The following is a 21138-nucleotide window of genomic DNA, read 5'->3' on the forward strand; positions in this document are numbered from 1 at the left end:
CTAGATTCGGCCGTGGCGCCAACCGTCAACGGGCAGAGAGAGTTTCGAGACCAGACGCGAGGCGAAGGGACGGTCGGACATGCGCACCAGGCGGACCGGGCGGCGCGAGCGGCGGATGGTGACCGTCGAGCCGGTGGTCAGGCGCGTGACCTCCTTGCCGTCGGCGACGAGCGAGCCCTCGGTGCCGACCGACTCGACGCCGATGCGGATCTCCGAGGAGGAGTGGACGACCATCGGCTTGGCGAACAGGGCGTGGGCGTTCATGGGGACGACCACGAGCGCGTCCACATCGGGCCACACGACCGGGCCGCCCGCCGACATGGCGTGGGCGGTGGAGCCGGTCGGGGTGGCGACCACGACGCCGTCGGAGCCGTAGCGGGAGATGCGGGTGCCGTCGACGTCGATGAAGACCTCCAGCATCCGGGCGGGCTCGGCCTTCTCCACGGCGATGTCGTTGAACGCCCAGGCGCGGTGCAGCTCGCCGTCGATGCCGATCGCCTCGACCGAGAGCGCGGTGCGCTCCTCGATGGCGTAGTCGCCCTGGAGGAGGTGCGCGACGACGGTCTCCAGCTCGCCGGTCTCGGCCTCGGCGAGGAAGCCGACCTTGCCGAAGTTGACGCCCAGGAGCGGCACGTCGGCCTCGGCGGCGAGCTTGGCGGCGCGCAGGACGGTGCCGTCGCCGCCGAGCGCCAGAACGAGGTCGGCGGTGGCGCTGGTCGCCTCGTCGACGACCACGAGCGCCCCGGGGTGGAGGAGGGCGCGGACCTCGCCGGTGAGGATGCGCACGGCAACGTCGGCCGAGCGCAGCGCCGCGGCGAGCTTCTCGGCGAGTTCGGCGACGTCTCGGCGAAGCGGGTGCGTCACGACCAGGACCCGGCCAGGCGGCTTCTGCTGCGACCCCACGCGCGCTCCTTCGAATCGGTATTTCGGGACTCGAACTGTACCCGCCGAAGGGCCTCGGACGCGGCGGACCGATGCACGGGCGTCGCCCGGCGGCTTGCTAGTCCTCGGTCCCGGGCCGGACGGGACCGGCGGCGACCACGGCGTCCACGGTCTCGCGGGTGACCGGTTCGGCCTCGCCGCCCTCCATGCGGCAGAAGAACTCGACGTTGCCCTTGGGTCCGGGCAGGGGGCTGGCGGCGACGCCGGTGGTGGTCCATCCGAGAGCGGCCGCGGCCTCGACGACTCCCCACACGGCGTCGGCGCGCCGGGCGGGGTCGGTGACGACGCCGCCCGCGCCGACCTGGCCCTTGCCGACCTCGAACTGCGGCTTGACCATCGGGAGCATGAGCCCGGTGGGCCTGGTGCAGGCGGCGAGCGCGGGGAGGACGAGGCCGAGCGAGATGAAGGAGAGGTCGCCGACGGTGAGGTCGACCCGGCCGCCGAGCAGTTCGGGGGTGAGGTGGCGGACGTTGGTGCGGTCGTGGACGCGCACGCGCTCGTCGGTCTGGAGCTTCCAGGCGAGCTGGCCGTAGCCGACGTCGACGGCGAGGACCTCGGCGGCGCCGCGGCGCAGCAGGACGTCGGTGAAGCCGCCGGTGGAGGCGCCGGCGTCGAGGACGCGCAGGCCGGCCGGGTCGACGCCGAGGGCGTCGAGGGCGCCGATGAGCTTGTGGGCGCCGCGGGAGACGTAGTCGTCGACGTCGCCGACGAGGCGGATCGAGTCGTCTCCGGTGACGCTGGTGGCGGCCTTGGTGGCGGGGATGCCGCGCAGGTGGATGCGCCCGGCCGCGATGAGTTCGCGGGCCTGCTCGCGGGAGCGGGCGATCTTGCGGCGGACGAGTTCGGCGTCGAGTCGGTAGCGCGTCGGCATGGCGCGGTGGCGGTGCTCTCTGTGCTCGGCGGGTCAGGCGTCGTCGACGTTGCTGAGGATCTCCGAGAGGCGCTGCTGGACGCCCTCGAAGACCTGCACGTGGTCGGTGACGGGCAGGTCGGGCAGCGCTTCGAGGCGGCCCAGGGCCTCCTCGACGTCGCCTTGCACGTCGTCGGCGTCGCTGCTGCGGGGCCGGAGGCGGTCGGCGAGCGCCCCCGGGGTCGGCTGGTCGGTCATGCGTCCTCTTCGTCGTCGCGTTCCTCGGTGCTGGACTGCGGGGCGTCGGAGGGGGCGGTGGCGGCGGGCCGTTCGGGGGCCTCGGCGGTGGCGAGGCGCGCTTCGGCCTCGGCGAGGCGGATGCGCAGCTCGCGGACCTGGCCCTCGGAGTGCTCCAGGCGAAGGTTGAGGTCGTCGAGATCGGACTGGGTGGCGACGCCGATGCGGGTGAGGTTCGCGTCGAACTCGGCGCGCAGGAGGCGGCCGAGGTCGGAGGCGGTGCGCGTACCGTGGTCGCGGAGCTGCTCGGCGCCGGACCTGAGGCCTTCGGAGCCGGACTTGAGGTCCTCGCGGACGCGTCCGGCGAACTCGCGGGCGCGGCGGGCGGGGTCGCCGGCCAGTCCGCGGAAGGCGTCGAAGTAGGCGCGGGCGGAATCGGTCATGGTGCTCCCACTCCTTTCGGGGTCTGCCAGGTGTGCGGGACGGTCCCCTGGGCCGCGGGCGCCGGCGGGCGGTGCGCGGGCACGCGCCCGGGGCGGCTTGCGGGCCATAATCTGGCTGTGGCGTCAACGGTACTGCCAAGCTACCGGTGACCGGCCTCGACCATCGGGTCGTACTGGTCGGTAACATGCTGTCGGGCGCACCGCCGCGCCCGCGCCGAGCGAACAGGAGGGCCACATGGCCACCATCGACGAATGCCGGACCGCACTCGAGCAGTTCGCGGCGAACCTCGCCGCGAACCCGAAGTCGGTCAAGAAGCTGACGGGTTTCCAGCGCAGTCTCGCCGCGGACATCACCGACCACGGGGTGTCCTTCAACGGGAGGTTCGACCAGGGGAAGCTCATCGACATCACCGACGGCGACAACCCCGACGCCGAGATCCGGATGGTCGTGGCCTCCGACGACCTCGTGAAGCTCGTCGCCGGCGAACTCGACTTCATGAAGGCCTTCACGTCGGGTCAGGTCAAGATCAAGGCCAACATGATGGACCTCATGAAGCTGCGCGGCGTCCTGTAGGTCCGCGCCGGGCGCCTTGCGCCCGTTGCGGACAGCGGAGCGTAGGGGGCGGGGGCACGGACCGTGAGCCCCGCCCCGCGCGCGGGGCCGGATCGGTGCGAAGCGGACGGTCAAATGCGTCCCGGTCGGGCGCAACAGCATTCAGGCCACGTTGTAATCTTCTGCCCAGCCGCGATGTGCAGTCGAGCACTCCGATCGCTCAGAACTACCCGGGAGGACCGTATGGCCACTGTTGACGAATGCCGGAATGTGCTGGAGAAGATGGCCGGCAAGGTCGCCAGGAAGTCCGACGAGCTCGAACTCGAGGACGGCTTCGAGCGCACACTGGCCGTTGAGATCACCGACCTGGGCCAGACCTTCAGCGCCAAGCTCGCCGGCAACAAGCTGACGGACCTGCTCGACGGCGACGCCCCCGAGGCCGAGGTCCGCATCCTGATCGCCTCTGACGACCTGATCGCCCTGTCGAAGAAGGAGCTCAAGCCCGCCAAGGCACTCCTGACCGGCAAGATCAAGATCAAGGCCTCCGTCAAGGACCTCGCGAAGCTGCGCAAGGCCCTCAAGGTCGACTAGTCCCCCGGGGCCGTCCCGCCTCGAAACACGTTGCGCCCCTGGTGGGCGCGGATATGGCAAGAGCCCGGACCGCGGCGGTCCGGGCTCTTCGCCTTGCGTTCACGGAAACGTCCGCGAGTGTTCAGTCGCCCAAGAGCTTGCGGGCGGCGTCACTGTCGGCGACCGGCGCGCGGGTCGGGTCGTAGTCGGTCATGTCCGCTGCGGCCCAGCTCAACTCGCACAGGGCGCGCCACGCGTCGAGTTCGGCGCCCTCGCCGCGCAGGCGGATCTCGGCGCCCGCAGGGCCCGTCTCCAGCGTCGCCGTCCAACCGCCGCAGTCGATGCGGTCGACCGCGTCGTTCCACTGCGGCTCCGGGTGCGGCTCGGTCAGCGCCCCGAGGTTCCACCCGAGGTACGTCGGACGCTGCTCGGGCGGCAGCGCGAGCGCCTCCAGCGGGGAGGCGACCCCGGTGAAGACCAGGAGCGAGTCGAGTCCGGCGCGGTTGGCGCCCTCGATGTCCGAGTCCGGCCGGTCGCCGACCATGACGGCCGTGCCGCCGGGGCGCCGGGCCGTGGCGGCCCGGTAGATCCCCGGCTCGGGCTTGCCCGCGATGACGTCGGGACCGCGGCCGAGCGCAGCCGAGATCGCGCCCGCCAGCGCGCCCGTGCCGGGCAGCGGACCGTCCGGTGTGGGCAGTGTGGCGTCGAGGTTCGTCGCGACCCAGACGGCGCCGCCGCGTGCCGCGAGGGTGAGGTCCGCGAGGTCGCGCCAGGTCACGGTCGGAACCATGCCGTAGGCGATGCCCTTGGCAGCCTTGGGGTCGTCGGTCGTGGTGAGGCCTTCGGCCTCGACGGCCGCCGCCAGCGCCTGCGATCCGGTCACCAGGACCGGGTCGCCAGGGGCGAGGCGGTCGCGCAGGATCTCCGCGACGACCTGCGCCGAGGTGAGCACCTGCGCGGCCTCGGCCGGGACGCCCATGCCGCGCAGGGCGTCGGCGACCGTCTCGGGGCTGCGGGAGGCGTTGTTCGTGACGAACACCGGCTCGCAGTCGAGCCCCGGAAGGGCCGCGATGGTCGCGGCCGCTTCCGGGATCGGCTCGTGCAGCAGGTAGACGACGCCGTCGAGGTCGAGCAGCGCTTGGTCGTAAGCGCCGGCCAGTGCCTCAGGGGCGCCTTTCAGTCGGGTCATCGGACTCCTCAGCGTCGGGGTTCGCCGGGTCGCTCGCCTTCGCCTCGCCGGGGGCGGCGGACTCGGCGCGGTCGTCGTCCTTGACGTCGGCCTCCGGCTCCTCCTCGGCTTCGGGGGCGTCGGCGGGCTCGTCGGACCGGTCGTCTTCGAGGTCGTCGTCTTCGAGGTCGTCTTCGTCCTCGTAGTCGTCGTCATCGTCGTCGTCGTCGAGGTCGTCTTCGTCCTCGTCGTCTTCGAACTCGTCGTCGTCCTCGTCATCGAGCTCTTCGACGACGATGCCCTCAAGTTCGAGCAGGCGCTCGGCGGCGCCGGTCTCGCCGGTCTCGTCGGCGGCGACGGCCTTCGAGAGCCATTCGCGCGCTTCGTCTTCGAGGCCGTCGGCCAGCAGGCCCTCGGCGTAGGCGTAGCGCAGTCGCGCGACCCACGGCTCGGTCTTGGGCGAGTTGAGCGCGCCGACCTTGAGCATCGCGGTCGCGGCCTCGCCCATGCCCATGTCGCGGCGGGCGCCGGAGGCGACGATGAGGAGTTCGACCCGGACTTCGGGGTCGACGCTCTCGTCGCTGCCGTACTCGCGGTAGATGTCGATGGCGCGCTCGGGGTGGCCGAGGGCGCGCTCGCAGTCGGCGATGAGCGCGACGTGGTCGTGGTTGCCGCCGAGCCGCTGCGCGGCGCGCAGTTCGTTGACGGCCAGCTGCCATTCCTCGGCGCCGTACGCGGCCACACCGGTGACCTCGCGGACGACCGCCACGCGGGAGGCCTTCCGGCGGGCGTAGCGGGCCTGTTCGAGGGCGCCTTCGACGTCGTCTTCGGCGAGGAGGGCGGCGGCGGCGAGGAGCCGGTTGCCGACGGCCTCGGCCAGCTGCTTGTTCAGGCTGCGCAGGCCGGCCTTGGTCTCCTTGTCGAGCTGGTCGAGCCCGTACTCGATGCCTTCGGGCAGGTCGGGGGCCTGGTCGGACTCGCCGAGGCGGATCGGGCCCTCGTGGCCGGCCTCGCGCTCCTCCAGCGGACGCAGGTTGTCCTTGCCGCGGCGCTCCTTGCCGTCGCGGCCGAACTCGCGGTCGTCACGGCGGGGCCCGTCGTCGCGGTCCTCGCGGCGCGGTCGGTCGTCGCGCGAGCCGCGGTCCTCGAACCGGCGGGGCCGGTCGTCGTCGCGGCGCGGACGGTCGTCGCGGCGGGGGCCGCGGTCGTAGCCGCCGCGGCTGTCGCCGTCACGGCGGGGCCGGTCGTCGCGGTTGAACTGACGGGGGCCACGGTCGTCGCGGTTGCCCTCGTAGCGGCGCGGGCCGCGGTCGTCACGGTTGTAACCGCCGCGGTTGTCACCGTCGCGGCGCGGACGGTCGTCCCGGTTGAACTGACGAGGCCCACGGTCGTCGCGATTGAACTGACGCGGACGGTCGTCCCGGTTGCCCTCGTAACGGCGGGGGCCGCGGTCATCGCGGTTGTACCCGCCGCGGTCGTCACCGTCGCGACGCGGACGGGCGTCACGATTGAACTGACGCGGACGGTCGTCGCGGTTGCCCTCGTAACGGCGGGGGCCGCGGTCATCGCGGTTGTAACCGCCGCGGTCGTCACCGTCGCGACGCGGACGGTCGTCACGATTGAACTGACGCGGACGGTCGTCGCGGTTGCCCTCGTAACGGCCCGGGCCGCGGTCATCGCGGTTGTAGCCACCACGGTTGTCGCTGTCGCGACGCGGACGGTCGTCACGGTTGAAACCGCCACGGTCGTCACGGTTGCCCTCGTAACGGCGCGGGCCGCGGTCATCGCGGTTGTAGCCACCACGGTTGTCGCCATCGCGACGCGGACGGTCGTCACGGTTGAACTGACGAGGCCCACGGTCATCGCGGTTGTAGCCACCACGGTTGTCGCCGTCCCGGCGCGGGCGTTCATCGCGGTTGAACTGACGCGGACGGTCGTCCCGGTCGCCCTCGGAACGGCGGGGGCCGCGGTCATCGCGGTTGTAGCCACCGCGGTTGTCGCCGTCCCGGCGCGGGCGGTCATCGCGGTTGAACTGACGCGGACGGTCGTCGCGGTCGCCTTCGAAACGGCGGGGGCCGCGGTCGTCACGGTTGAAACCGCCACGGTCGTCACGGTTGCCCTCGTAACGGCGGGGGCCGCGGTCATCGCGGTTGTAACCGCCGCGGTCGTCGCCGTCGCGACGCGGACGGTCGTCGCGGTTGTACCCGCCGCGCCCGCCCCGGTCGTCCCGGTTGCCTTCGAAACGGCGGGGGCCGCGGTCATCGCGGTTGTAGCCGCCGCGGCTGTCGCCGTCGCGGCGGGGCCGGTCGTCCCGGTTGCCCTCGTAGCGGCGCGGGCCGCGGTCGTCGCGGTCCTCGTAGCGCCTGGGGCGGTCGTCGCGGCCCTCGCCGCGGCCGTAGCCGCCTCGGCCCTCTCCGCCGCGGCCTTCCTGGCGGTTGTACCCGCCACGGCCCGAACGGTCGCCGTAGCCGCCGCCCTCGCGACGGCCGTAGCCGCCTCGTCGGTCATCTTCACCCTTGCGGGCGCGGCCTTCTTCAGCCACTCGATTCTCCCCCTCTATTCACCGCGACAAAACCAATCAAGTGTATGCCTCAGCTGATGATCTCGACTCCGGCGACGGTCTTCTTACCCCGCCGGATCACTCCGTATCGTCCGTGAAGCAGGTCAGAGGGGTCGATAACGGCCTCGGCGTCCGCGACGCGGGCGTTGTTGAGGTAGGCGCCGCCCTCCTTCGCCGCGCGGCGGGCCTCGCCCAGGCTCGCGACGACGCCGGACTCCTTCATCGCCTCGGCGACGGTGAGGCCGGGCTTGTGGATCTCGGCGAGACCGGCCTCCGCGAGCGCGGCGCGCAGGGTCGCCTCGGGCAGCGCGGCGAGCTCGCCGCGGCCGAACAGGGCCTGTGAGGCGGCGATGACGTTCGCGGTCTCCTCGGCGCCGTGCAGCAGGGTCGTCAGCTCCTCGGCGAGGGCCTTCTGCGCCAGGCGCGCGGCGGGCTTCTCGGCGGTGGCCCGGTCCAGTTCCTCGAGCTCCTCGCGGGAACGGAGCGAGAAGCGCTTGAGGTAGTCGGACACGTCGGCGTCGCTGGTGTTCACCCAGAACTGGTAGAACGCGTACGGGCTGGTCATCTCGGCGTCGAGCCAGACCGCGCCGCCCTCGCTCTTGCCGAACTTGGTGCCGTCGGCCTTGGTCACGAGCGGGGTCACGAACGCGTGCACGTGCTCGCCCGAGCGGCGCCGGATGAAGTCGACACCGGCGGTGATGTTGCCCCACTGGTCCGACCCGCCGAACTGGAGAGTGCAGCCGTGGCGGCGGTTGAGCTCGTAGAAGTCGTTCGACTGGAGCAGCTGGTAGGCGAACTCGGTGAACGAGATCCCCGACTCCAGGCGGCTCTTCACCACGTCGCGCGCGAGCATCTTCGAGACCGGGAAGTGCTTGCCGACGTCGCGGAGGAACTCGATGGCGCCCATCTCGTTCGTCCAGTCGAGGTTGTTCACCGCGACCGCGCCGTTGTCGCCGTCGTAGGTCACGAACGGCGCCACCTGGGCGCGGATCTTCTCGAACCAGCCCGCCACGACCTCCGGCGGGTTCATGACGCGCTCGCCGACCTCGCGGGGGTCGCCGATCTGGCCGGTCGCGCCGCCGACGAGCAGCAGCGGCCGCAGCCCGCCCCGCTGGAGGCGGCGGGCGGTGATCAGCTGCATGAGGTGGCCGACGTGCAGACTCGGGGCGGTCGGGTCGAACCCGATATAGAACGTGACCTGGCCCGCGTCGATGTGCTCGCGGAGAGCATCGATGCCGGTCGAGTCCTGGATGAGGCCGCGCCACGCGAAGTCGTCGAGAATATGCACGCCCCCATTGTGCCTCAGCGGGCGAAACGCTTTTGAGGAGAGCGCGGCGGGGTAAGCGCCGTCGCTCAAGCCCCGGCGCGGCTGCCGGTCTCGCCCAGGGCGAGCGCGGTCTCGATGTGGACGCGCAGCTCCAGGGACGCGGCGGTCTTCGCGGTCTGCTTGGTCGGGCCGGCGCCTTCGGCGGCGACGTGCTCCCCGCCGTCGCGCATCCGGCCCTCCGCGCGGCACGTGAAGATCCGCTCGTGTGAGGGACCGTCGACCCGGAAGTCCCAGGTCAGGTGCTCCAGCGCGCCGCGGGCGGCGTAGATCTGCACCGCCTCGGCGGGGTTGACGGCCGCGTCCACGAGGAGCTTGCGCGGCCCGTCGCCGCGGGCCTTGGCGGTCGCGTCGCCCGAGCGGTCGGGCAGGCCCGCGAGTGTCGCCACCAGCGCCAGCGCAGCCTGATTGCGGGCGTCTTTCTTGTTGCGCTGCAAGCGTTTGGGCGATTCGACGCGTTTGCCGTCGTAGAGGACGGCGACCTGCGCGGAGAACAGGGGCGTCTCGAAGCCGGGCGCGGCCTCGACGGTCCAGAGCACGTCGGTGTCGTTGCTGATGGGGCCGCCGAGGCGGTCCTGGAGGTAGACGTTGACGATGGACTGTGCCTGCTGGGGTTCGCGGGCGAGGTGGTCGTTCATGCGTTCGCGCAGGGGCGCGAAGGCCTCGCGGCCGTAGAGGTAGACGGAGGCGAACTCGCGCAGTTGCAGCTCGCCGGCGCCGAAGCGGCGCTCGGCGTCCCGGACGAGTCCGTCGGGGACTTCCCCTTGGTCGACGGCGAACTGGAGGACGCGGGAGAACTGCTTGTAGGGCAGGCGGGCGAAGTCGGCCGTGTCGATGTGGCGGGCGGTCTCCTCGGCGGCGCGCTGCTTGAAGTACTCGGTCTTGGCGCGGCGCTCGGCCTCGACGACCTCGTTGACGTGGTCGGCGGCGGCCTTGAGCTCGTCGACGGGGTAGGGGCTGGGCTGCCCGAGGGCGCCGGCGAGGAGGATGCGCTGGGTGAGGAGGTCGGGGTAGCGGCGGATGGGGCTGGTGGCGTGGGTGTACGCGGGCAGCTGGAGTCCGTGGTGGCCGTGGACGGTGGGGCCGTAGGTGGCGGCGCGGGCGACCATGCGCATCCGGGTGCGGAGCATCTCGAAGGCGGCGCTGTCGCCTGCGGCGGCGATGGTCTCGAGTTCGGCGCGCAGTTCGGCGGGGTCGCCGGCGACGGTGGCGAGGCGGTGGTTGCGGAAGAGGATGGGCACGTCCTCCCGGACGGCCCAGGCCGCGATCTGGGCGTTGGCGGCGATCATGAACTCCTGCACGATGATGTAGCCGGAGTTGCGCTCGGCGCTGTCGAGGCGCACGAGCTGGCCCTCTTCGTTGGTGGCGAAGCCGGAGAGGAGGTCGTAGAAGGCGAGGGCGCCGGCGTTGCGGCGCGCGGCGAGCATGGTCTGGGCGAAGCGCAGGGCGAGCGCGAGGGTGGCGTGGAGCGGGTGGGCCGGGTCGGCGGCGGCGCGGGCGGCGGCGTCGTGGGTCAGGACCCAGGAGCGGGTGAGGCGTCCGGGTCCGAGGTCGGCGGCGAGCACGTGCCCGGCGGCGTCGAGGCGGAGGCGCACGGCGAAGGTGTCGTTGTCGCGGCCGGGTTCGAGGCCCGCGGCGGCGACGACGGGCGCGGGGAGCATGTGCTTGGTGCGCTCGGTGCGGTAGCGGGTGTGGACGCGTTGGCGCGCTTCGGTGTCGGCTCTGCCGCCGGTGGGGACGTGGTCGGCGACGCGGCTGATGTGGATCCACACGTCGAAGCCGTCGCCGTCCGGTTCGATCCAGATCGCGTCGTCGCGGTCGACGGTGGTGGCGGCATCGATCATGATCCCGGTCTCGGCTGGGTTGTAGTCGGCCAACTGCGCTCCTTCGAGGTCCAGCCGCCATGGTAGCGGTCGCGGGGGTCCTTGGGGGCGAACGCATGGGGCCGGGAGTTCGCATTGTGAACTCCCGGCCACTCGTGGCGTTGATGCGTCAGGGGCGCAGATGGGTCAGGGCCCCGGGTGAGTCAGGGGCGGAGGTCCCAGGTCTCCAGGCGTCCGCACATGCCCCATTTGGCGGCCGGGTCGCCCGCGTCGCCGACGTGGGCGTCGCACAGGTGGGCGCCGTCGGCTTTCGCGAGGGCGTCGAGGTGGGCGCCGGTGGCGTCGGCCTGGGCCTTGGGCCCGTCGGCCCACAGGCGCCGCCAGGTCTCGGTGCGGCCGGAGACGAGCCGGGCGGCGCGGTCCCACAGGGGGCGCATCGCTTCGGGGCCTTGGGATTGGACGCGTTCGCGCAGGGCGAGGTAGCCGTCCACGGCGAGGTCCCGGCGGGCGCGGGCGGCCTCGCCGCGTTCGGCGTCGGTCAGGTCGGGTGCGGCCGGCGCGCCCGCCGCGGCGGCGTAGGCCTCCGGGTCGTCAAGGGTCCCTTCAGGGAAGGTGAACACGGCGTCCCCGGCCTCGGGGATGCCGGCGTTCTGCATGACGACGACGACCTGGAGGTCGCCGGAGACGTTGACGAGCCGGTGGACCGTCCCGGGGGTGAACCACAGGACGGTCCCGCGCGCGAGGTCGCGGCGCTCGTAGCCGTCGCCCGAGAGCGTCTCGACCGCTCCGGTGCCGCCGGTGACGACGTAGCCCTCGGTCGAGGCGGTGTGGAGGTGCGGCGAGCCGCCCGCCTGCCCGTCGACGGTGGGCCAGTCGTAGACGGTGACGATGGAGACGGCCGTGCCGCCGGGGAAGCCCATCGTCAGCCCAGCCGGGCCAGTTCGGCGGCGGCGAGTTCGGCGGCCTTGGCGGCGCCCTCGATCCCGGTGTCGCCGTTGCAGACGGCGACGGCGTGGCGCAGGGTCACGGTGTCGCCGGGGGCCATCGGCAGCTCGGTGTCGAAGAACGGCGCGGGACAGACCGCGGCGAAGGGGTTGGAGCGGACGAACCACTTGACGGGCGCGCCGGGGTTCTCGGGGTGGTCGGTGAAGACCAGGGTCGAGACCGCGTCGGTCGAGTCGTGCTTGCCGCGGAAGGCCATCCAGTCCCCGCGCACGCCCATGAGCTCGTCGCCGCCCTCGCCGTCGGTGGTGTAGACGCGGCCGTCGGTGAAGGATCGCGGTCCGCGCCAGAAGAAGCCGCCGTAGCCGGCGTTGTCGCGGCCCTCGGTGGTGGGGCTGCCCATGACGACCGTGTCGTCGGTGTCGTTGGTGAACGCGGTGGAGAAGGAGAGCACCCAGGAGTCGTCGGAGAGGACGGTGACGGCGAAGGCCCGGCGCTCGGAGAAGAAGTGGCGCCCGTCCTCGGTGACCCAGTCGAGGCGTTCGACGGCCGTGACGGCCCCGTCGGCGGCGTCGAGGGCGGTGAACTCGCGGTGGACCATGGCGCCGTCGTTCTTCTCGTCGACGTAGCCGAGGTCGCGGCGGAAGGTGCGCCCGCCCCAGAAGTTCTCGGGGCCCGCGTTCGGCAGGGACAGGGCGATGCCCTTGTGCCACACGTGGTCGTGGGGCCGGTAGAGGCTCACCTGGTTCCCGGCGAGGTCGCGCAGGGGCTCGAAGTAGGGCCGGGGGGACTCGAACTGCGCGTTGTCGGGTCGGTAGACGTAGCGCAGGATCTCCACGTCGCCGCTGGCGATCGAGAGGGCGGTGTCGTTGTCGGCGAGTCGCAGCGTCATCGGTGTTGTCTCCACAATGTCTGGTGTGTCATGACTGGTGCGTGATGTCGGTCGGTCACTTGAGGTCGGGCCAGGGGGTCCCCGACCCGTCCATGCGCTGGTAGAACGGCGAGGTGGGGTCGATGTCCCCGGCGCGGACGCGTTCGCCGGTGAAGGCCGAGGCGTAGATCGCGGCGAGCAGTTCGAGGGTGCGGCGGGCCTCCTCGATGGCGACCGGCGGGGTGGCCCTGCCGTCGAGCGCGTCGGCGATGCGGGCGAACTGGGCGCCGTGGCCGGAGGCCTGGCCGCGCGGCTCCCCCGCCCAGGCGAGGTTGACGTCCGCGGCGGCGGACGCGATCGGGTGGACGCTCCAGTCGTCGTCGCCGTAGCCGTAGAGGTGGTCGAGTTCGACGGTGGCCGTGTCGAAGTCGAGGCGGATCTGGGAGACCTCGCGGGGGCTCAGGAGCGAGTTGGTGATGACCGCAGAGGCGCCGGACTCGAGCGTGACGATGGCGTGCGAGACGTCCTCGGTGTTGGTGGTCCGGCGGTGGCGGTGCGCGGTGGCGACCACCTCGGACCAGGGCCCGACGATCGACAGGAGCGTGTCGATCTGGTGGATGCCGTGGCCCATGGTGGGCCCGCCGCCCTCGGTCTCCCAGCGCCCGCGCCATTCGACCGCGAAGTACTCCTCGGGCCGGAACCACAGGGTGTCGCACTTGGCGACGGCGAGGCGGCCGAGGACGCCGGAGGCCATCATGTTCCGGACGCGTTCGGCCGCCGAGCCGAAGCGGTGCTGCGAGATGACCGCGAAGTCGGCGGTCGAGGAGGCGGCGGCGGCCGCGATCCGGTCGAACTCCTCCAGGCTCAGCGCCGGGGGCTTCTCGCAGACGACGCCGACGTTCGCTTCGAGCGCGGCGATCGCGCCGGGGCCGTGGGCCACGGGCGGGGTGCACAGGTCGACGAGGTCGAGCTCCTCGTTGGCGAGGAGGTCCTCGATGGTGGCGTACCCGCGTGCGAGGCCGAACTTCTCCTTGAAGGCGTCCAGGCGGCCCTGGTCGGGGTCGACCGCCGCGACCAGCTCGAACCGGTCGGGGACGTGCTTTCGCAGCTCGTCGGCGTGAAGGTGGGCGATGCCGCCGGTGCCGACGATGGCGAGGCGGTGGGTGGAGGTCACGGGGACTCCTTCAGCACGGAGGGTTTGCAAACGTTTTCCAGCGTCGTCGACAATACTAGCCGACAGCCGTTTCGACAGTGACCTGGGTCTCCAGGACGCGTGTGCCCGGTTCGATGCGACGCTCGCCGGTCACGCGCACGGCCAGGGGCTCCTCGGTGTCGGCCGCGGACCGGCCGAGGCGCAGTTCGAGCGCGCCGGGTTCGACGACCCACTGCCCGTCGAGCCCGATGAGCGCGGCCAGGTCCAGCGGCACCGCGAAGCGGGCCGTGGCGGCCTCGCCGGGGGCGAGTTCGAGGCGCGCGAAGCCCACGAGGCGCTGCACGGGGCGTACGGTGCTGGCGACCGGGTCGTGGAGGTACACCTGCACGACCTCCGTCCCGGCCCGGCCGCCGGTGTTGGCGACGCGCACGGCGACCTCGACCCTGCCTTCGGGACCGGTCTCGGCCGCCGACAGCAGCTCCGGTGCGTCCCAGGTGAACTCGGTGTAGGTGAGGCCGTGGCCGAAGGCGTAGCGCGCGGTCGGGTCCACCGAGGACACCTCCGAGCGGCGGGCGAGCTGCGGGCCGAGGTAGGTGGCCGGGGGCGAGTCGCGCCGGGCCGGGACGCCCACGGGGAGGCGGCCTTCGGGGGCGGCGGCGCCGGTGAGGATCTCGCTGATCGCCGCGGCGCCCTCCTCGCCGGGCAGGAACGCCTGCACGATGGCGGCGGCCCGGTCCGGGGCGGTGCCGAGGGCGTACGGGCGGCCCGAAATGACGACCACGACGGTGGGCGTGCCGGAGTCGAGCACCGCTTCGAGCAGTTCGCTCTGGCGCCCGGGCAGCGCGTGGTCGGGGGCGTCGCAGCCCTCGCCGGAGGTGCCGCGCCCGAACAGGCTGGAGCGGTCGCCGACGGCGATGACGGCGAGGTCGGCGCCCGCGGCGGCGGCCGCGGCGGCTTCGAGGTCGGCGTCGGTCGCGTCCAGGACCCAGCCGCCCGCGACGTGGTCGAGGACGGTGCCGGGGAGGTCGGCCGCGAGGCGTTCGGCGAGGGTCGCGATGGCCACGCCGGTGTCGACCGCCGGGTAGGGGTCGCCGCTGTCCACTTCGTACCGCATGTGGTGGTTGGGGAAGGAGTAGCAGCCGAGCATCGCGGCGGCGTCGTCGGCGACGGGGCCGAGGAGCGCGACGCGCGCGGGCGCCGAGGCCAGCGGCAGCGTGCCGTCGTTGGCGAGCAGCACGATCGACTTGCGGGCGACCTCGGCCGCCAGCGCGCGGGAGGCGGGCGGGTCGAGGTCGACCGTGCCGGGCGCCTCGGGCAGCTCGTCGAGCAGGCCGAGTTCGATCTTCTGGGTCAGGACGCGCTCGACGGCGCGGTCGAGGGTCTTCTCCTCCACGAGGCCGTCGGCGACGGCGGCCTGGAGCGGTTCGCCGAAGCAGTCGGCGCCGGGCAGTTCGACGTCGACGCCGGCGTTGAGGGCGAGCCCGGCGGCGGCGGTGCGGTCGGCGGCGACGCCGTGGAGGGAGTTGAGGAAGTTGACGCCGAAGTAGTCGCCGACGATGGTGCCGTCGAAGCCCCACTCCTCGCGGAGGATGCCGGTGAGCAGGCGGACGTTCGCGTGGGAGGGGACGCCGTCGTTGGCGGCGTAGGAGGGCATGACGGACTTGGCGCGCCCGAGGCGCACGGCCATCTCGAAGGGGGTCAGGTAGGTCTCGGCGAACTGCCTGGGGCCCAGGTAGACCGGGCCGAAGTTGCGGGCGGCGTGCGAGGCGGAGTACCCGGCGAAGTGCTTGAGGGTGGCGATGATCCCGGCGTCCTGGATGCCGCGGACGTAGGCGGTGCCGAGGACGCCGGTGAGGTACGGGTCCTCGCCGATGGTCTCCTCGGTGCGGCCCCAGCGGGAGTCGGCGACGACGTCGAGGACGGGGGCGAGGCCCTGGTGGATGCCGACCGAGCGCATGGTGGTGCCGATCTGCTCCGCCATGGCGCGCACGAGGTCGGCGTCGAAGGTCGCGCCCCAGGCGAGTGCGGTGGGGAAGACGGTGGCGCCGTAGGCCATGAAGCCGGCGAGGCACTCGTCGTGGGCGACTGCGGCGATGCCGAAGCGGCTGCCCTCGCGGATGCGGCCCTGGATCGCGGCGAGGCGCGCGGCGCCTTCGGCGGGGTCGACGCGGGCCGATCCGAAGGGGCGGGTGAGCTGGCCGAGGCCCCGGGCGAGGGAGTCGTCGACGGCGACGCCGCCGGTCTGCTCGCTCTGGTGGGGGGCCATGTCGCCGGCGTCGGCCTCGACGCCGCGCCACAGACTCGACAGCTGCGCGCATTTCTCTTCGAGGGTCATCCGCTTGACCAGCCCGGCGGCCCGTTCGGCCGCCTCCGCGGGGGTGTCGGTGTCCATGCTGCTCCACTCAAGCGGCCCGCTACGTGCCGTTGGCGGCGGGGGGAGGGGCCGATAGTTTCTGAAAGTTTTCTGATCGTTTTCGATGCAGGTTTGCACACCATAACATTGATGAGCGCCTACTTCTAGCGCCAATCGGATCGTGGGATGCGTTTGCCCCGGGCTCATATTCGATGATTTCGTTCGAAACTTTCGGACGGAATCCGGGAGCCCGGACCGGCGGCTATAGGATGTCCGCACTACCGTTGGTAGGGCATTCCCACGGGAGGCACCCGCGGAGCGGTGAACTGGAACAGCTGGAGGACCCTTGAGCGAAGCCGAACACGGGCGCATCACGATCCGCGCCATCGCCGACGAGGCGGGTGTCAGCGTGCCCACGGTCTCGCGGGTCATCAACGGCCGCTCGGACGTCGCCCCCGAGACCCGCAAGCGCGTCGAGGAGCTGCTGAACGAGCGCGGCTACCAGCGGCGCCGCTCGACGCGCGTCCCGAGCCGGGCCCGCCTGGTCGACCTGGTGTTCAACGAGCTCGACAGCCCGTGGGCGGTCGAGATCATCCGCGGCGTCGAGGACGCCGCGCACGCCGCCGGGGTCGGGACGGTGGTCTCGGCCGTGCACCGGCGCCGCGCCTCCACCGAGCAGTGGCTCGACAACCTGCGCACCAGGGCCTCGGACGGGGTCATCCTGGTGATCTCGCAACTGGCCTCCCCGATACTGGAGCAGCTGCGCCACCTGGGCGTCCCGATGGTCGTGCTCGACCCCTCGGGCGGGCCCACGATGGACGCCCCCGCGATCGGCGCGACGAACTGGGCGGGCGGCCTGGCCGCGACCGAGCACCTCATCTCGCTGGGCCACAAGCGGATCGGGTTCATCCACGGCCCCAAGCAGGTCCTGTGCTCGCGGGCGCGCTTCGACGGCTACCGGGCCGCCTTGGAGGCCGCCGACATCGAGTTCGATTCCTCGCTGGTCTTCGACGGCGACTTCTACCACCAGTCGGGTTTCGACGCCGCCTCCGCGCTCATGCGCCGCGACGAGCCGCCGACGGCGATCTTCGCCTCCTCCGACCAGATGGCCTTCGGCGCGTACGAGGCGATCCGGCAGGCGGGGCTGCGCATCCCCGAGCACGTGAGCATCGTCGGCTTCGACGACCTCCCCGAGTCGCGCTGGACCTCGCCGCCGCTGACGACGGTCCGCCAGCCGCTCGCGGAGATGGGCGCCCTCGCGGCGCGCACGGTCCTGGAGATGGCCGCCGGCAACGACATCGACTCGCCGCGCCTGGAACTGGCGACCGAGCTGGTCGTGCGCGAGTCCACGGCGCCCCTGGTGGGCTGAGACGGGCGGAGGGGCCGGGACGGGAGTCCCGGCCCTTCCCTATGCGTTCGGGGCGACCTCGGTGCCCGCGCCCCGGCGGCGGACCTTGACGGCCTCGCGGACGGCTTCGGGGGCGTCTTCCGGAAGGGCGCCTTCGAGGCCGAGCGGGACGAGGCCCGCGTCGGCGATGAGCGCGAGGTCGTCCTTTGCGGACTGGCCCTCGCTGGTCAGGTAGTCCCCCAGGAAGATCGAATTGACGATCTGGAGGGCGGTGGCCTGGTGCGACCGCAGGTGGACCTCGCGGCCGGCGGCGAGGCGCACCTCCGCGTCGGGGTTCGCCAGGCGCACCATCGCGAGGATGCGCAGGCACCGGCGCGGGTCGAGCTCCCAGCGGCCCTCCAGAGGCGTGCCGTCGAAGGGCAGCAGGAAGTTCACGGGGATCGAGTCGACGTTCAAGGCCCGCAGGCCCAGAGCCACCGAGACGAGGTCGGCGTCCGACTCCCCCATGCCCGCGATGAGGCCCGAGCACGGCGACAGGCCCGCGCCGTGAGCGGCGTTGACGGTGTCGACCCGGTCGGCGAAGGTGTGGGTCGAGCAGATCTCGGCGTAGGCGTCCTCGGCCGTGTTGAGGTTGTGGTTGTAGGCGTCGGCGCCGAGCTCGGCGAGCCGGTCTGCCTGGCCGCCCTGGAGCAGGCCGAGGCACGCGCAGACCTCGACGCCGGGGGCGGCGCCCTTGACCGCTGCGATGGTCTTGCCGACGCGCTCGACGTCCATATCGGTCGGTCCGCGCCCGGAGGCGACGAGGCACACCCGCGAGGCCCCTCCGGCGACGCCCGCGGCGGCCTGCTCGGCGGCCTGCTCGGGGCTGAGCCACGTGTACTTGAGCACGTCGGCCTTGGAGCCGAGCCGCTGGGAGCAGTAGCCGCAGTCCTCGGGGCACAGGCCGCTCTTGAGGTTCACGAGGTAGTTGAGCTTGACGGTGTTCCCGAAGCGGCGGAAGCGCAGCCGCGCGGCGGCGGCGACCACGTCCATGAGCTCGGCGTCGGCGCTCGCCAGGACGGCCTCCAGGTCGGCGGCCTCGGGGACCTCCCCGGCGTCGGCGGCGGCGGTCAGTCGGGCGAGGGCGGCGATCGAAGCTGGCATGGAAAAAATCTTGCCACAGCGGCGCGTGGGGCGTTTTTTCGGATGGTTCGCGGTCCGCTGGGCGAAAAGGCCCTGTCAAGTCGTCCTCGGGCCTGAGCGTCGCGATCCGCCTACACTTGCTAAAGTGGGGGGTCGGTGCTGCGAAGAACGCGTCGGGCTGGTGGAGATCCCCTCGCACGCGTCATGAATCACGAACCGCCCGAAACCATCCGGAGAGAACCAACCGTGCCGATCGCACCTGGACAACCGGCGTTGATCGCCGTGGCCGTCGCGACCCTCTGGGCCCAGCCCACGGCCCCCGGACCGGAGGACCGCCTCGCGCTGGGCGCGCCGTCCGCCATCCGCGAATGGGTCGCCCGCCTCACCAACGACATACGCGCGAACGGCCTCAAGGGACGGGTGCGCACGCAGTGTCTCCTGGGGACTCCCGTCGAGGTCCGGCAGGTCGCCGAGGGCTGGGCCGAGGTCTCCTGCCCGTCCCAGTCGGCCGCCGGCTGGGTCCCGGTCGACCAGCTCGCGCATCCCGCCGACGGCGACACCAGCGGCACCGAGTACCTGGTGAGCGCCACCGCGACCGCCGTGCGCGACGAACCGGGCGGGGACGTCTCGGTCCCGGGCGTCACCCTGGGCACGCGCCTGCGGGTCGTCGGCAAGGAGTACCGCGGCTGGGTGCCCGTGGCGCTGCCGGGGCCCCGGCAGCCCGGCTGGGTGCCGCAGCGCGACCTCGCGGCCGAGCCCGCGTCTGAGGCCGGGAAGCCCTCCACGGGCCTCATCGCCGCCGGACTCGACGCGGTCAAGCTCGCCCAGCAGCTCCTGGAGATCCCCTACCTGCACGGCGGCGTCAGCGCCTACGGCATCGACGCCCCCGGGCTCGTGTGGATCGTCTACCGCCAGTTGGGGATCGACGTGCCGCGGTTCCGCGACGCGCTCATCGAGGCCGGCGAGAGCGTCGACTTCGAGGACCTGCACCCCGGCGACCTGGTGTTCCTCGACCACGGCGGGGACGCGAAGACCCCGGCGATCATGGCCGAGCGCGGCCAGACGGACCAGCCGGAGGTCATCTTCTCCTCCCCCGTCTACGGCAAGGTCGTCGTCGAGTCGCTCAAGGACGCCGAGCTGTCGCAGGTGACCGCCTGCCGCCGCCTGCCGTTCCGGGCCCGAACCCGATACGCGGACGGCCCGCGCGGCGAGGGCGAAGAGGATGTCGGTGGAGCCGATGGCGAGCATCGCCAGCAGCCGCGGCGACCGCGGGGGAGGCCGTGGGGCGCTCCTCGGCGGTCTCCGCGAAGAGCTCCTTCCAGGTCTTGCCCTGGCGGCGCAGGAGGATGCCGTTGGCGATCACGACGAGCGCGAGCACCCCGGCGATGACGCCGAGCGAGAGCGGCGTGGGGATGTGCGGCAGCCACTCGATGTGCTCGCCGCCGTTGATGAACGGGAGCTGGTTCTCGACCAGGCCCTCGATGATGAGCTTGACGCCGATCCAGCCGAGGATCGCGGCCAGCCCCAGGTGCAGGAACTTGAGGGACTTGAGCATCGCGGCCAGCAGGAAGTACAGCTGGCGCAGGCCCATGAGCGCGAAGATCGTGGCCGTGAAGACCAGGTAGGGCTCCTGGGTGAGGCCGAAGATCGCCGGGATCGAGGCGAGGGCGAAGAGGATGTCGGTGGAGCCGATGGCGAGCATCGCCAGCAGCAGCGGGGTCACGAACTTGACGCCGTCGATGCGGGTGGTGAGCTTGCCGCCGTGGTAGTCGTTGGCGACGCGCATCCTCGACTCGGCGAACCTCATGAAGCGGCTCTTGGGGAACTCCTCGTCGCCGATGCCCGGCTCGTCATGGCTGTTCTCGCGGAGCTGGCCGATGGCCGTCCAGATGAGGATCGCGCCGAAGATGAGGAAGACCCAGCTGAACTTCGCGATGAGGACCGAGCCGATCGCGATGAACCCGCCGCGCAGGACGATCGAGAGCACGATGCCCACGAGCAGCACCCGCGACTGGAGCTCCGCCGGGACGCGGAAGCCCTGGATGATGAGGAGGAAGACGAAGAGGTTGTCGACCGAGAGCGCCAATTCGGTCAGGTAGCCGGCGTAGAACTGCCCGCCGTAGGAGGCGCCTTGAGTGGCGAAGATGAGGACGCCGAACAGCAGTGCCGCACCTATGTAGATGCCGGCCCAGGAGGCCGACTCCTTCGTGGAGAGCTTGTGCGGGTTGCGCACCGCCATCGAGAGGTCGAACACGACCACGGCGGCGAGGACGCCCATGGTCAGCACCCAAGCCCAGGCCGGGAGTTCCAATGTGTTGCCTTCCTTGTCCATGGAGGGTCACATGGTCTCTCCCGATCCTGGCGGACCAGCGTCACCGGGGACCGATCGCGGTTCCGTGCATTGACGACGACGCTAACAGCGGCTGGCGCTGCGGGATACTCCCCACATACCTGATTTTGAACAGACTGGACCATTCTGCCTGCCGGAAGCCGACTTGTCATCAGTCGGATATGTGACTTCTCTCTCGACGCCACGCCGGACCGGCCGCGGGCCCGACCTCCTGTGCGAGGCTCCGCGCATGGTTCTCGAAGTCGCTGAAATCAAGGTAACCCCCGGCAAGGAGGACGCCTTCAAGGAGGCGTACCGCACCGCCCGCGAGCTGGTGAAGGTCTCCCCCGGCCTGCGCTCGATGCGCATGACCCAGGGCGTCGAGTCGCCCGGCCGCTTCGTGCTCCTCATCGAGTGGGACTCCGTCGAGGCCCACGAGCAGGGCTTCCGCGAGACCGACCGCTTCGGGAAGTGGCGCGAGGCCATCGGGCCGTTCTTCGCGGCGCCCCCGTTCGTCGAGCACGTCGCCGACGTCGACTAGGTCGCGGCC

At 72.0% G+C, this 21138-nt stretch carries 19 protein-coding genes and 1 pseudogene; 6 read left to right on the forward strand and 14 right to left on the reverse strand.

Annotated features, from left to right (window positions below; all coding sequences use genetic code 11):
* The 4 genes from E9998_RS09000 to E9998_RS09015 form a co-directional block, all read right to left on the reverse strand.
* A complete protein-coding gene (locus E9998_RS09000; RefSeq protein WP_136529358.1) occupies positions 1 to 903 on the reverse strand; it encodes an NAD kinase in 903 nt (300 codons plus the stop codon).
* 97 nt (positions 904 to 1000) lie between these two features.
* On the reverse strand, positions 1001 to 1813 hold the full coding sequence (locus E9998_RS09005; protein ID WP_136529359.1) for a TlyA family RNA methyltransferase: 813 nt from the start codon (positions 1811 to 1813) through the stop codon (positions 1001 to 1003).
* Positions 1814 to 1846: 33 nt separating this feature from the next.
* Complete coding sequence (locus tag E9998_RS09010) at positions 1847 to 2050, reverse strand: hypothetical protein (RefSeq protein WP_136529360.1); 204 nt, start codon at positions 2048 to 2050, stop codon at positions 1847 to 1849.
* Complete coding sequence (locus tag E9998_RS09015) at positions 2047 to 2472, reverse strand: hypothetical protein (RefSeq protein ID WP_136529361.1); 426 nt, start codon at positions 2470 to 2472, stop codon at positions 2047 to 2049. Before E9998_RS09015 ends, E9998_RS09010 begins: the two co-directional genes overlap by 4 nt.
* Positions 2473 to 2707: 235 nt before the next feature.
* Between E9998_RS09015 and E9998_RS09020 the strand changes: the two genes are divergently transcribed.
* Together E9998_RS09020 and E9998_RS09025 are read left to right on the forward strand one after the other, a co-directional pair.
* A complete protein-coding gene (locus E9998_RS09020; RefSeq protein WP_136529362.1) occupies positions 2708 to 3046 on the forward strand; it encodes an SCP2 sterol-binding domain-containing protein in 339 nt (112 codons plus the stop codon).
* A gap of 222 nt (positions 3047 to 3268) precedes the next feature.
* On the forward strand, positions 3269 to 3616 hold the full coding sequence (locus E9998_RS09025) for an SCP2 sterol-binding domain-containing protein (protein WP_158299747.1): 348 nt from the start codon (positions 3269 to 3271) through the stop codon (positions 3614 to 3616).
* A 121-nt stretch (positions 3617 to 3737) separates the two neighbouring features.
* Here E9998_RS09025 and E9998_RS09030 read toward each other — a convergent pair whose 3' ends face one another.
* Both E9998_RS09030 and E9998_RS25680 read right to left on the reverse strand, forming a co-directional pair.
* Entirely contained in the window at positions 3738 to 4784 is a 1047-nt protein-coding gene (locus tag E9998_RS09030) for an HAD-IIA family hydrolase (protein WP_136529364.1), read from the reverse strand.
* Complete coding sequence (locus tag E9998_RS25680; protein ID WP_192907064.1) at positions 4759 to 5505, reverse strand: Replicase polyprotein 1ab; 747 nt, start codon at positions 5503 to 5505, stop codon at positions 4759 to 4761. The genes E9998_RS09030 and E9998_RS25680 overlap by 26 nt, the downstream gene beginning before the upstream one ends.
* Here E9998_RS25680 and E9998_RS25685 point away from each other — a divergent pair.
* Positions 5422 to 7362, forward strand: coding sequence for a hypothetical protein (locus E9998_RS25685; protein ID WP_192907065.1), 1941 nt, complete (start codon positions 5422 to 5424; stop codon positions 7360 to 7362). The two genes, E9998_RS25680 and E9998_RS25685, sit on opposite strands and share 84 nt — an antisense overlap.
* Here the strand turns inward: E9998_RS25685 and tyrS are convergent.
* The 6 genes from tyrS to E9998_RS09070 all read right to left on the reverse strand — a co-directional run bounded on the left by tyrS (position 7355) and on the right by E9998_RS09070 (position 15828).
* Positions 7355 to 8611, reverse strand: a complete 1257-nt coding sequence (tyrS, locus tag E9998_RS09045; RefSeq protein ID WP_136529365.1) for a tyrosine--tRNA ligase — start codon at positions 8609 to 8611, stop codon at positions 7355 to 7357. The two genes, E9998_RS25685 and tyrS, sit on opposite strands and share 8 nt — an antisense overlap.
* Before the next feature lie 65 nt (positions 8612 to 8676).
* Complete coding sequence (locus E9998_RS09050) at positions 8677 to 10524, reverse strand: RNB domain-containing ribonuclease (RefSeq protein WP_136529366.1); 1848 nt, start codon at positions 10522 to 10524, stop codon at positions 8677 to 8679.
* Positions 10525 to 10673: 149 nt separating this feature from the next.
* On the reverse strand, positions 10674 to 11390 hold the full coding sequence (locus E9998_RS09055; protein WP_136529367.1) for a cupin domain-containing protein: 717 nt from the start codon (positions 11388 to 11390) through the stop codon (positions 10674 to 10676).
* A 2-nt stretch (positions 11391 to 11392) separates the two neighbouring features.
* Positions 11393 to 12304, reverse strand: coding sequence for a DUF6807 domain-containing protein (locus tag E9998_RS09060; protein WP_136529368.1), 912 nt, complete (start codon positions 12302 to 12304; stop codon positions 11393 to 11395).
* A gap of 55 nt (positions 12305 to 12359) precedes the next feature.
* Positions 12360 to 13457, reverse strand: a complete 1098-nt coding sequence (locus tag E9998_RS09065) for a Gfo/Idh/MocA family protein (protein ID WP_192907066.1) — start codon at positions 13455 to 13457, stop codon at positions 12360 to 12362.
* 55 nt (positions 13458 to 13512) lie between these two features.
* A complete protein-coding gene (locus tag E9998_RS09070; protein ID WP_158299748.1) occupies positions 13513 to 15828 on the reverse strand; it encodes a beta-glucosidase family protein in 2316 nt (771 codons plus the stop codon).
* Positions 15829 to 16135: 307 nt separating this feature from the next.
* Between E9998_RS09070 and E9998_RS09075 the strand changes: the two genes are divergently transcribed.
* Complete coding sequence (locus E9998_RS09075) at positions 16136 to 17158, forward strand: LacI family DNA-binding transcriptional regulator (protein ID WP_136529371.1); 1023 nt, start codon at positions 16136 to 16138, stop codon at positions 17156 to 17158.
* Positions 17159 to 17197: 39 nt separating this feature from the next.
* On the opposite strand, the gene bioB is transcribed toward E9998_RS09075, so the two are convergent.
* The gene (gene bioB / locus E9998_RS09080) at positions 17198 to 18280 is read right to left on the reverse strand and encodes a biotin synthase BioB (protein WP_136529372.1); all 1083 of its coding nucleotides are present in this window, start codon (positions 18278 to 18280) and stop codon (positions 17198 to 17200) included.
* 183 nt (positions 18281 to 18463) lie between these two features.
* Here bioB and E9998_RS26190 point away from each other — a divergent pair, with 183 nt between their 5' ends.
* The gene (locus E9998_RS26190; RefSeq protein WP_136529373.1) at positions 18464 to 19648 is read left to right on the forward strand and encodes a C40 family peptidase; all 1185 of its coding nucleotides are present in this window, start codon (positions 18464 to 18466) and stop codon (positions 19646 to 19648) included.
* On the opposite strand, the pseudogene E9998_RS09090 reads toward E9998_RS26190, so the two are convergent.
* Positions 19611 to 20570, reverse strand: a pseudogene (locus E9998_RS09090) (TerC/Alx family metal homeostasis membrane protein); the annotation flags it as partial. The gene E9998_RS26190 and the pseudogene E9998_RS09090 sit on opposite strands and share 38 nt — an antisense overlap.
* A gap of 268 nt (positions 20571 to 20838) precedes the next feature.
* Here E9998_RS09090 and E9998_RS09095 point away from each other — a divergent pair.
* Positions 20839 to 21129, forward strand: a complete 291-nt coding sequence (locus E9998_RS09095) for an antibiotic biosynthesis monooxygenase family protein (protein ID WP_136529375.1) — start codon at positions 20839 to 20841, stop codon at positions 21127 to 21129.
* The last annotated feature ends 9 nt before the right edge of the window (positions 21130 to 21138 follow it).

It is taken from the genome of Glycomyces paridis, assembly GCF_004912155.1.
GTDB classification, from domain to species: Bacteria; Actinomycetota; Actinomycetes; order Mycobacteriales; family Micromonosporaceae; genus Glycomyces; species Glycomyces paridis.

What these genes read in the sequence shown, in the direction of transcription:
- E9998_RS09005 (WP_136529359.1), bottom strand. Translation starts at nt 1,813, where the DNA reads ATGCCGACGCGCTACCGACTCGACGCCGAACTCGTCCGCCGCAAGATC.
- E9998_RS09010 (WP_136529360.1), bottom strand. Translation starts at nt 2,050, where the DNA reads ATGACCGACCAGCCGACCCCGGGGGCGCTCGCCGACCGCCTCCGGCCC.
- E9998_RS09015 (WP_136529361.1), bottom strand. Translation starts at nt 2,472, where the DNA reads ATGACCGATTCCGCCCGCGCCTACTTCGACGCCTTCCGCGGACTGGCC.
- E9998_RS09020 (WP_136529362.1), top strand. Translation starts at nt 2,708, where the DNA reads ATGGCCACCATCGACGAATGCCGGACCGCACTCGAGCAGTTCGCGGCG.
- E9998_RS09025 (WP_158299747.1), top strand. Translation starts at nt 3,269, where the DNA reads ATGGCCACTGTTGACGAATGCCGGAATGTGCTGGAGAAGATGGCCGGC.
- E9998_RS09030 (WP_136529364.1), bottom strand. Translation starts at nt 4,784, where the DNA reads ATGACCCGACTGAAAGGCGCCCCTGAGGCACTGGCCGGCGCTTACGAC.
- E9998_RS09055 (WP_136529367.1), bottom strand. Translation starts at nt 11,390, where the DNA reads ATGGGCTTCCCCGGCGGCACGGCCGTCTCCATCGTCACCGTCTACGAC.
- E9998_RS09060 (WP_136529368.1), bottom strand. Translation starts at nt 12,304, where the DNA reads ATGACGCTGCGACTCGCCGACAACGACACCGCCCTCTCGATCGCCAGC.
- E9998_RS09070 (WP_158299748.1), bottom strand. Translation starts at nt 15,828, where the DNA reads ATGGACACCGACACCCCCGCGGAGGCGGCCGAACGGGCCGCCGGGCTG.
- bioB (WP_136529372.1), bottom strand. Translation starts at nt 18,280, where the DNA reads ATGCCAGCTTCGATCGCCGCCCTCGCCCGACTGACCGCCGCCGCCGAC.
- E9998_RS26190 (WP_136529373.1), top strand. Translation starts at nt 18,464, where the DNA reads ATGAATCACGAACCGCCCGAAACCATCCGGAGAGAACCAACCGTGCCG.
- E9998_RS09095 (WP_136529375.1), top strand. Translation starts at nt 20,839, where the DNA reads ATGGTTCTCGAAGTCGCTGAAATCAAGGTAACCCCCGGCAAGGAGGAC.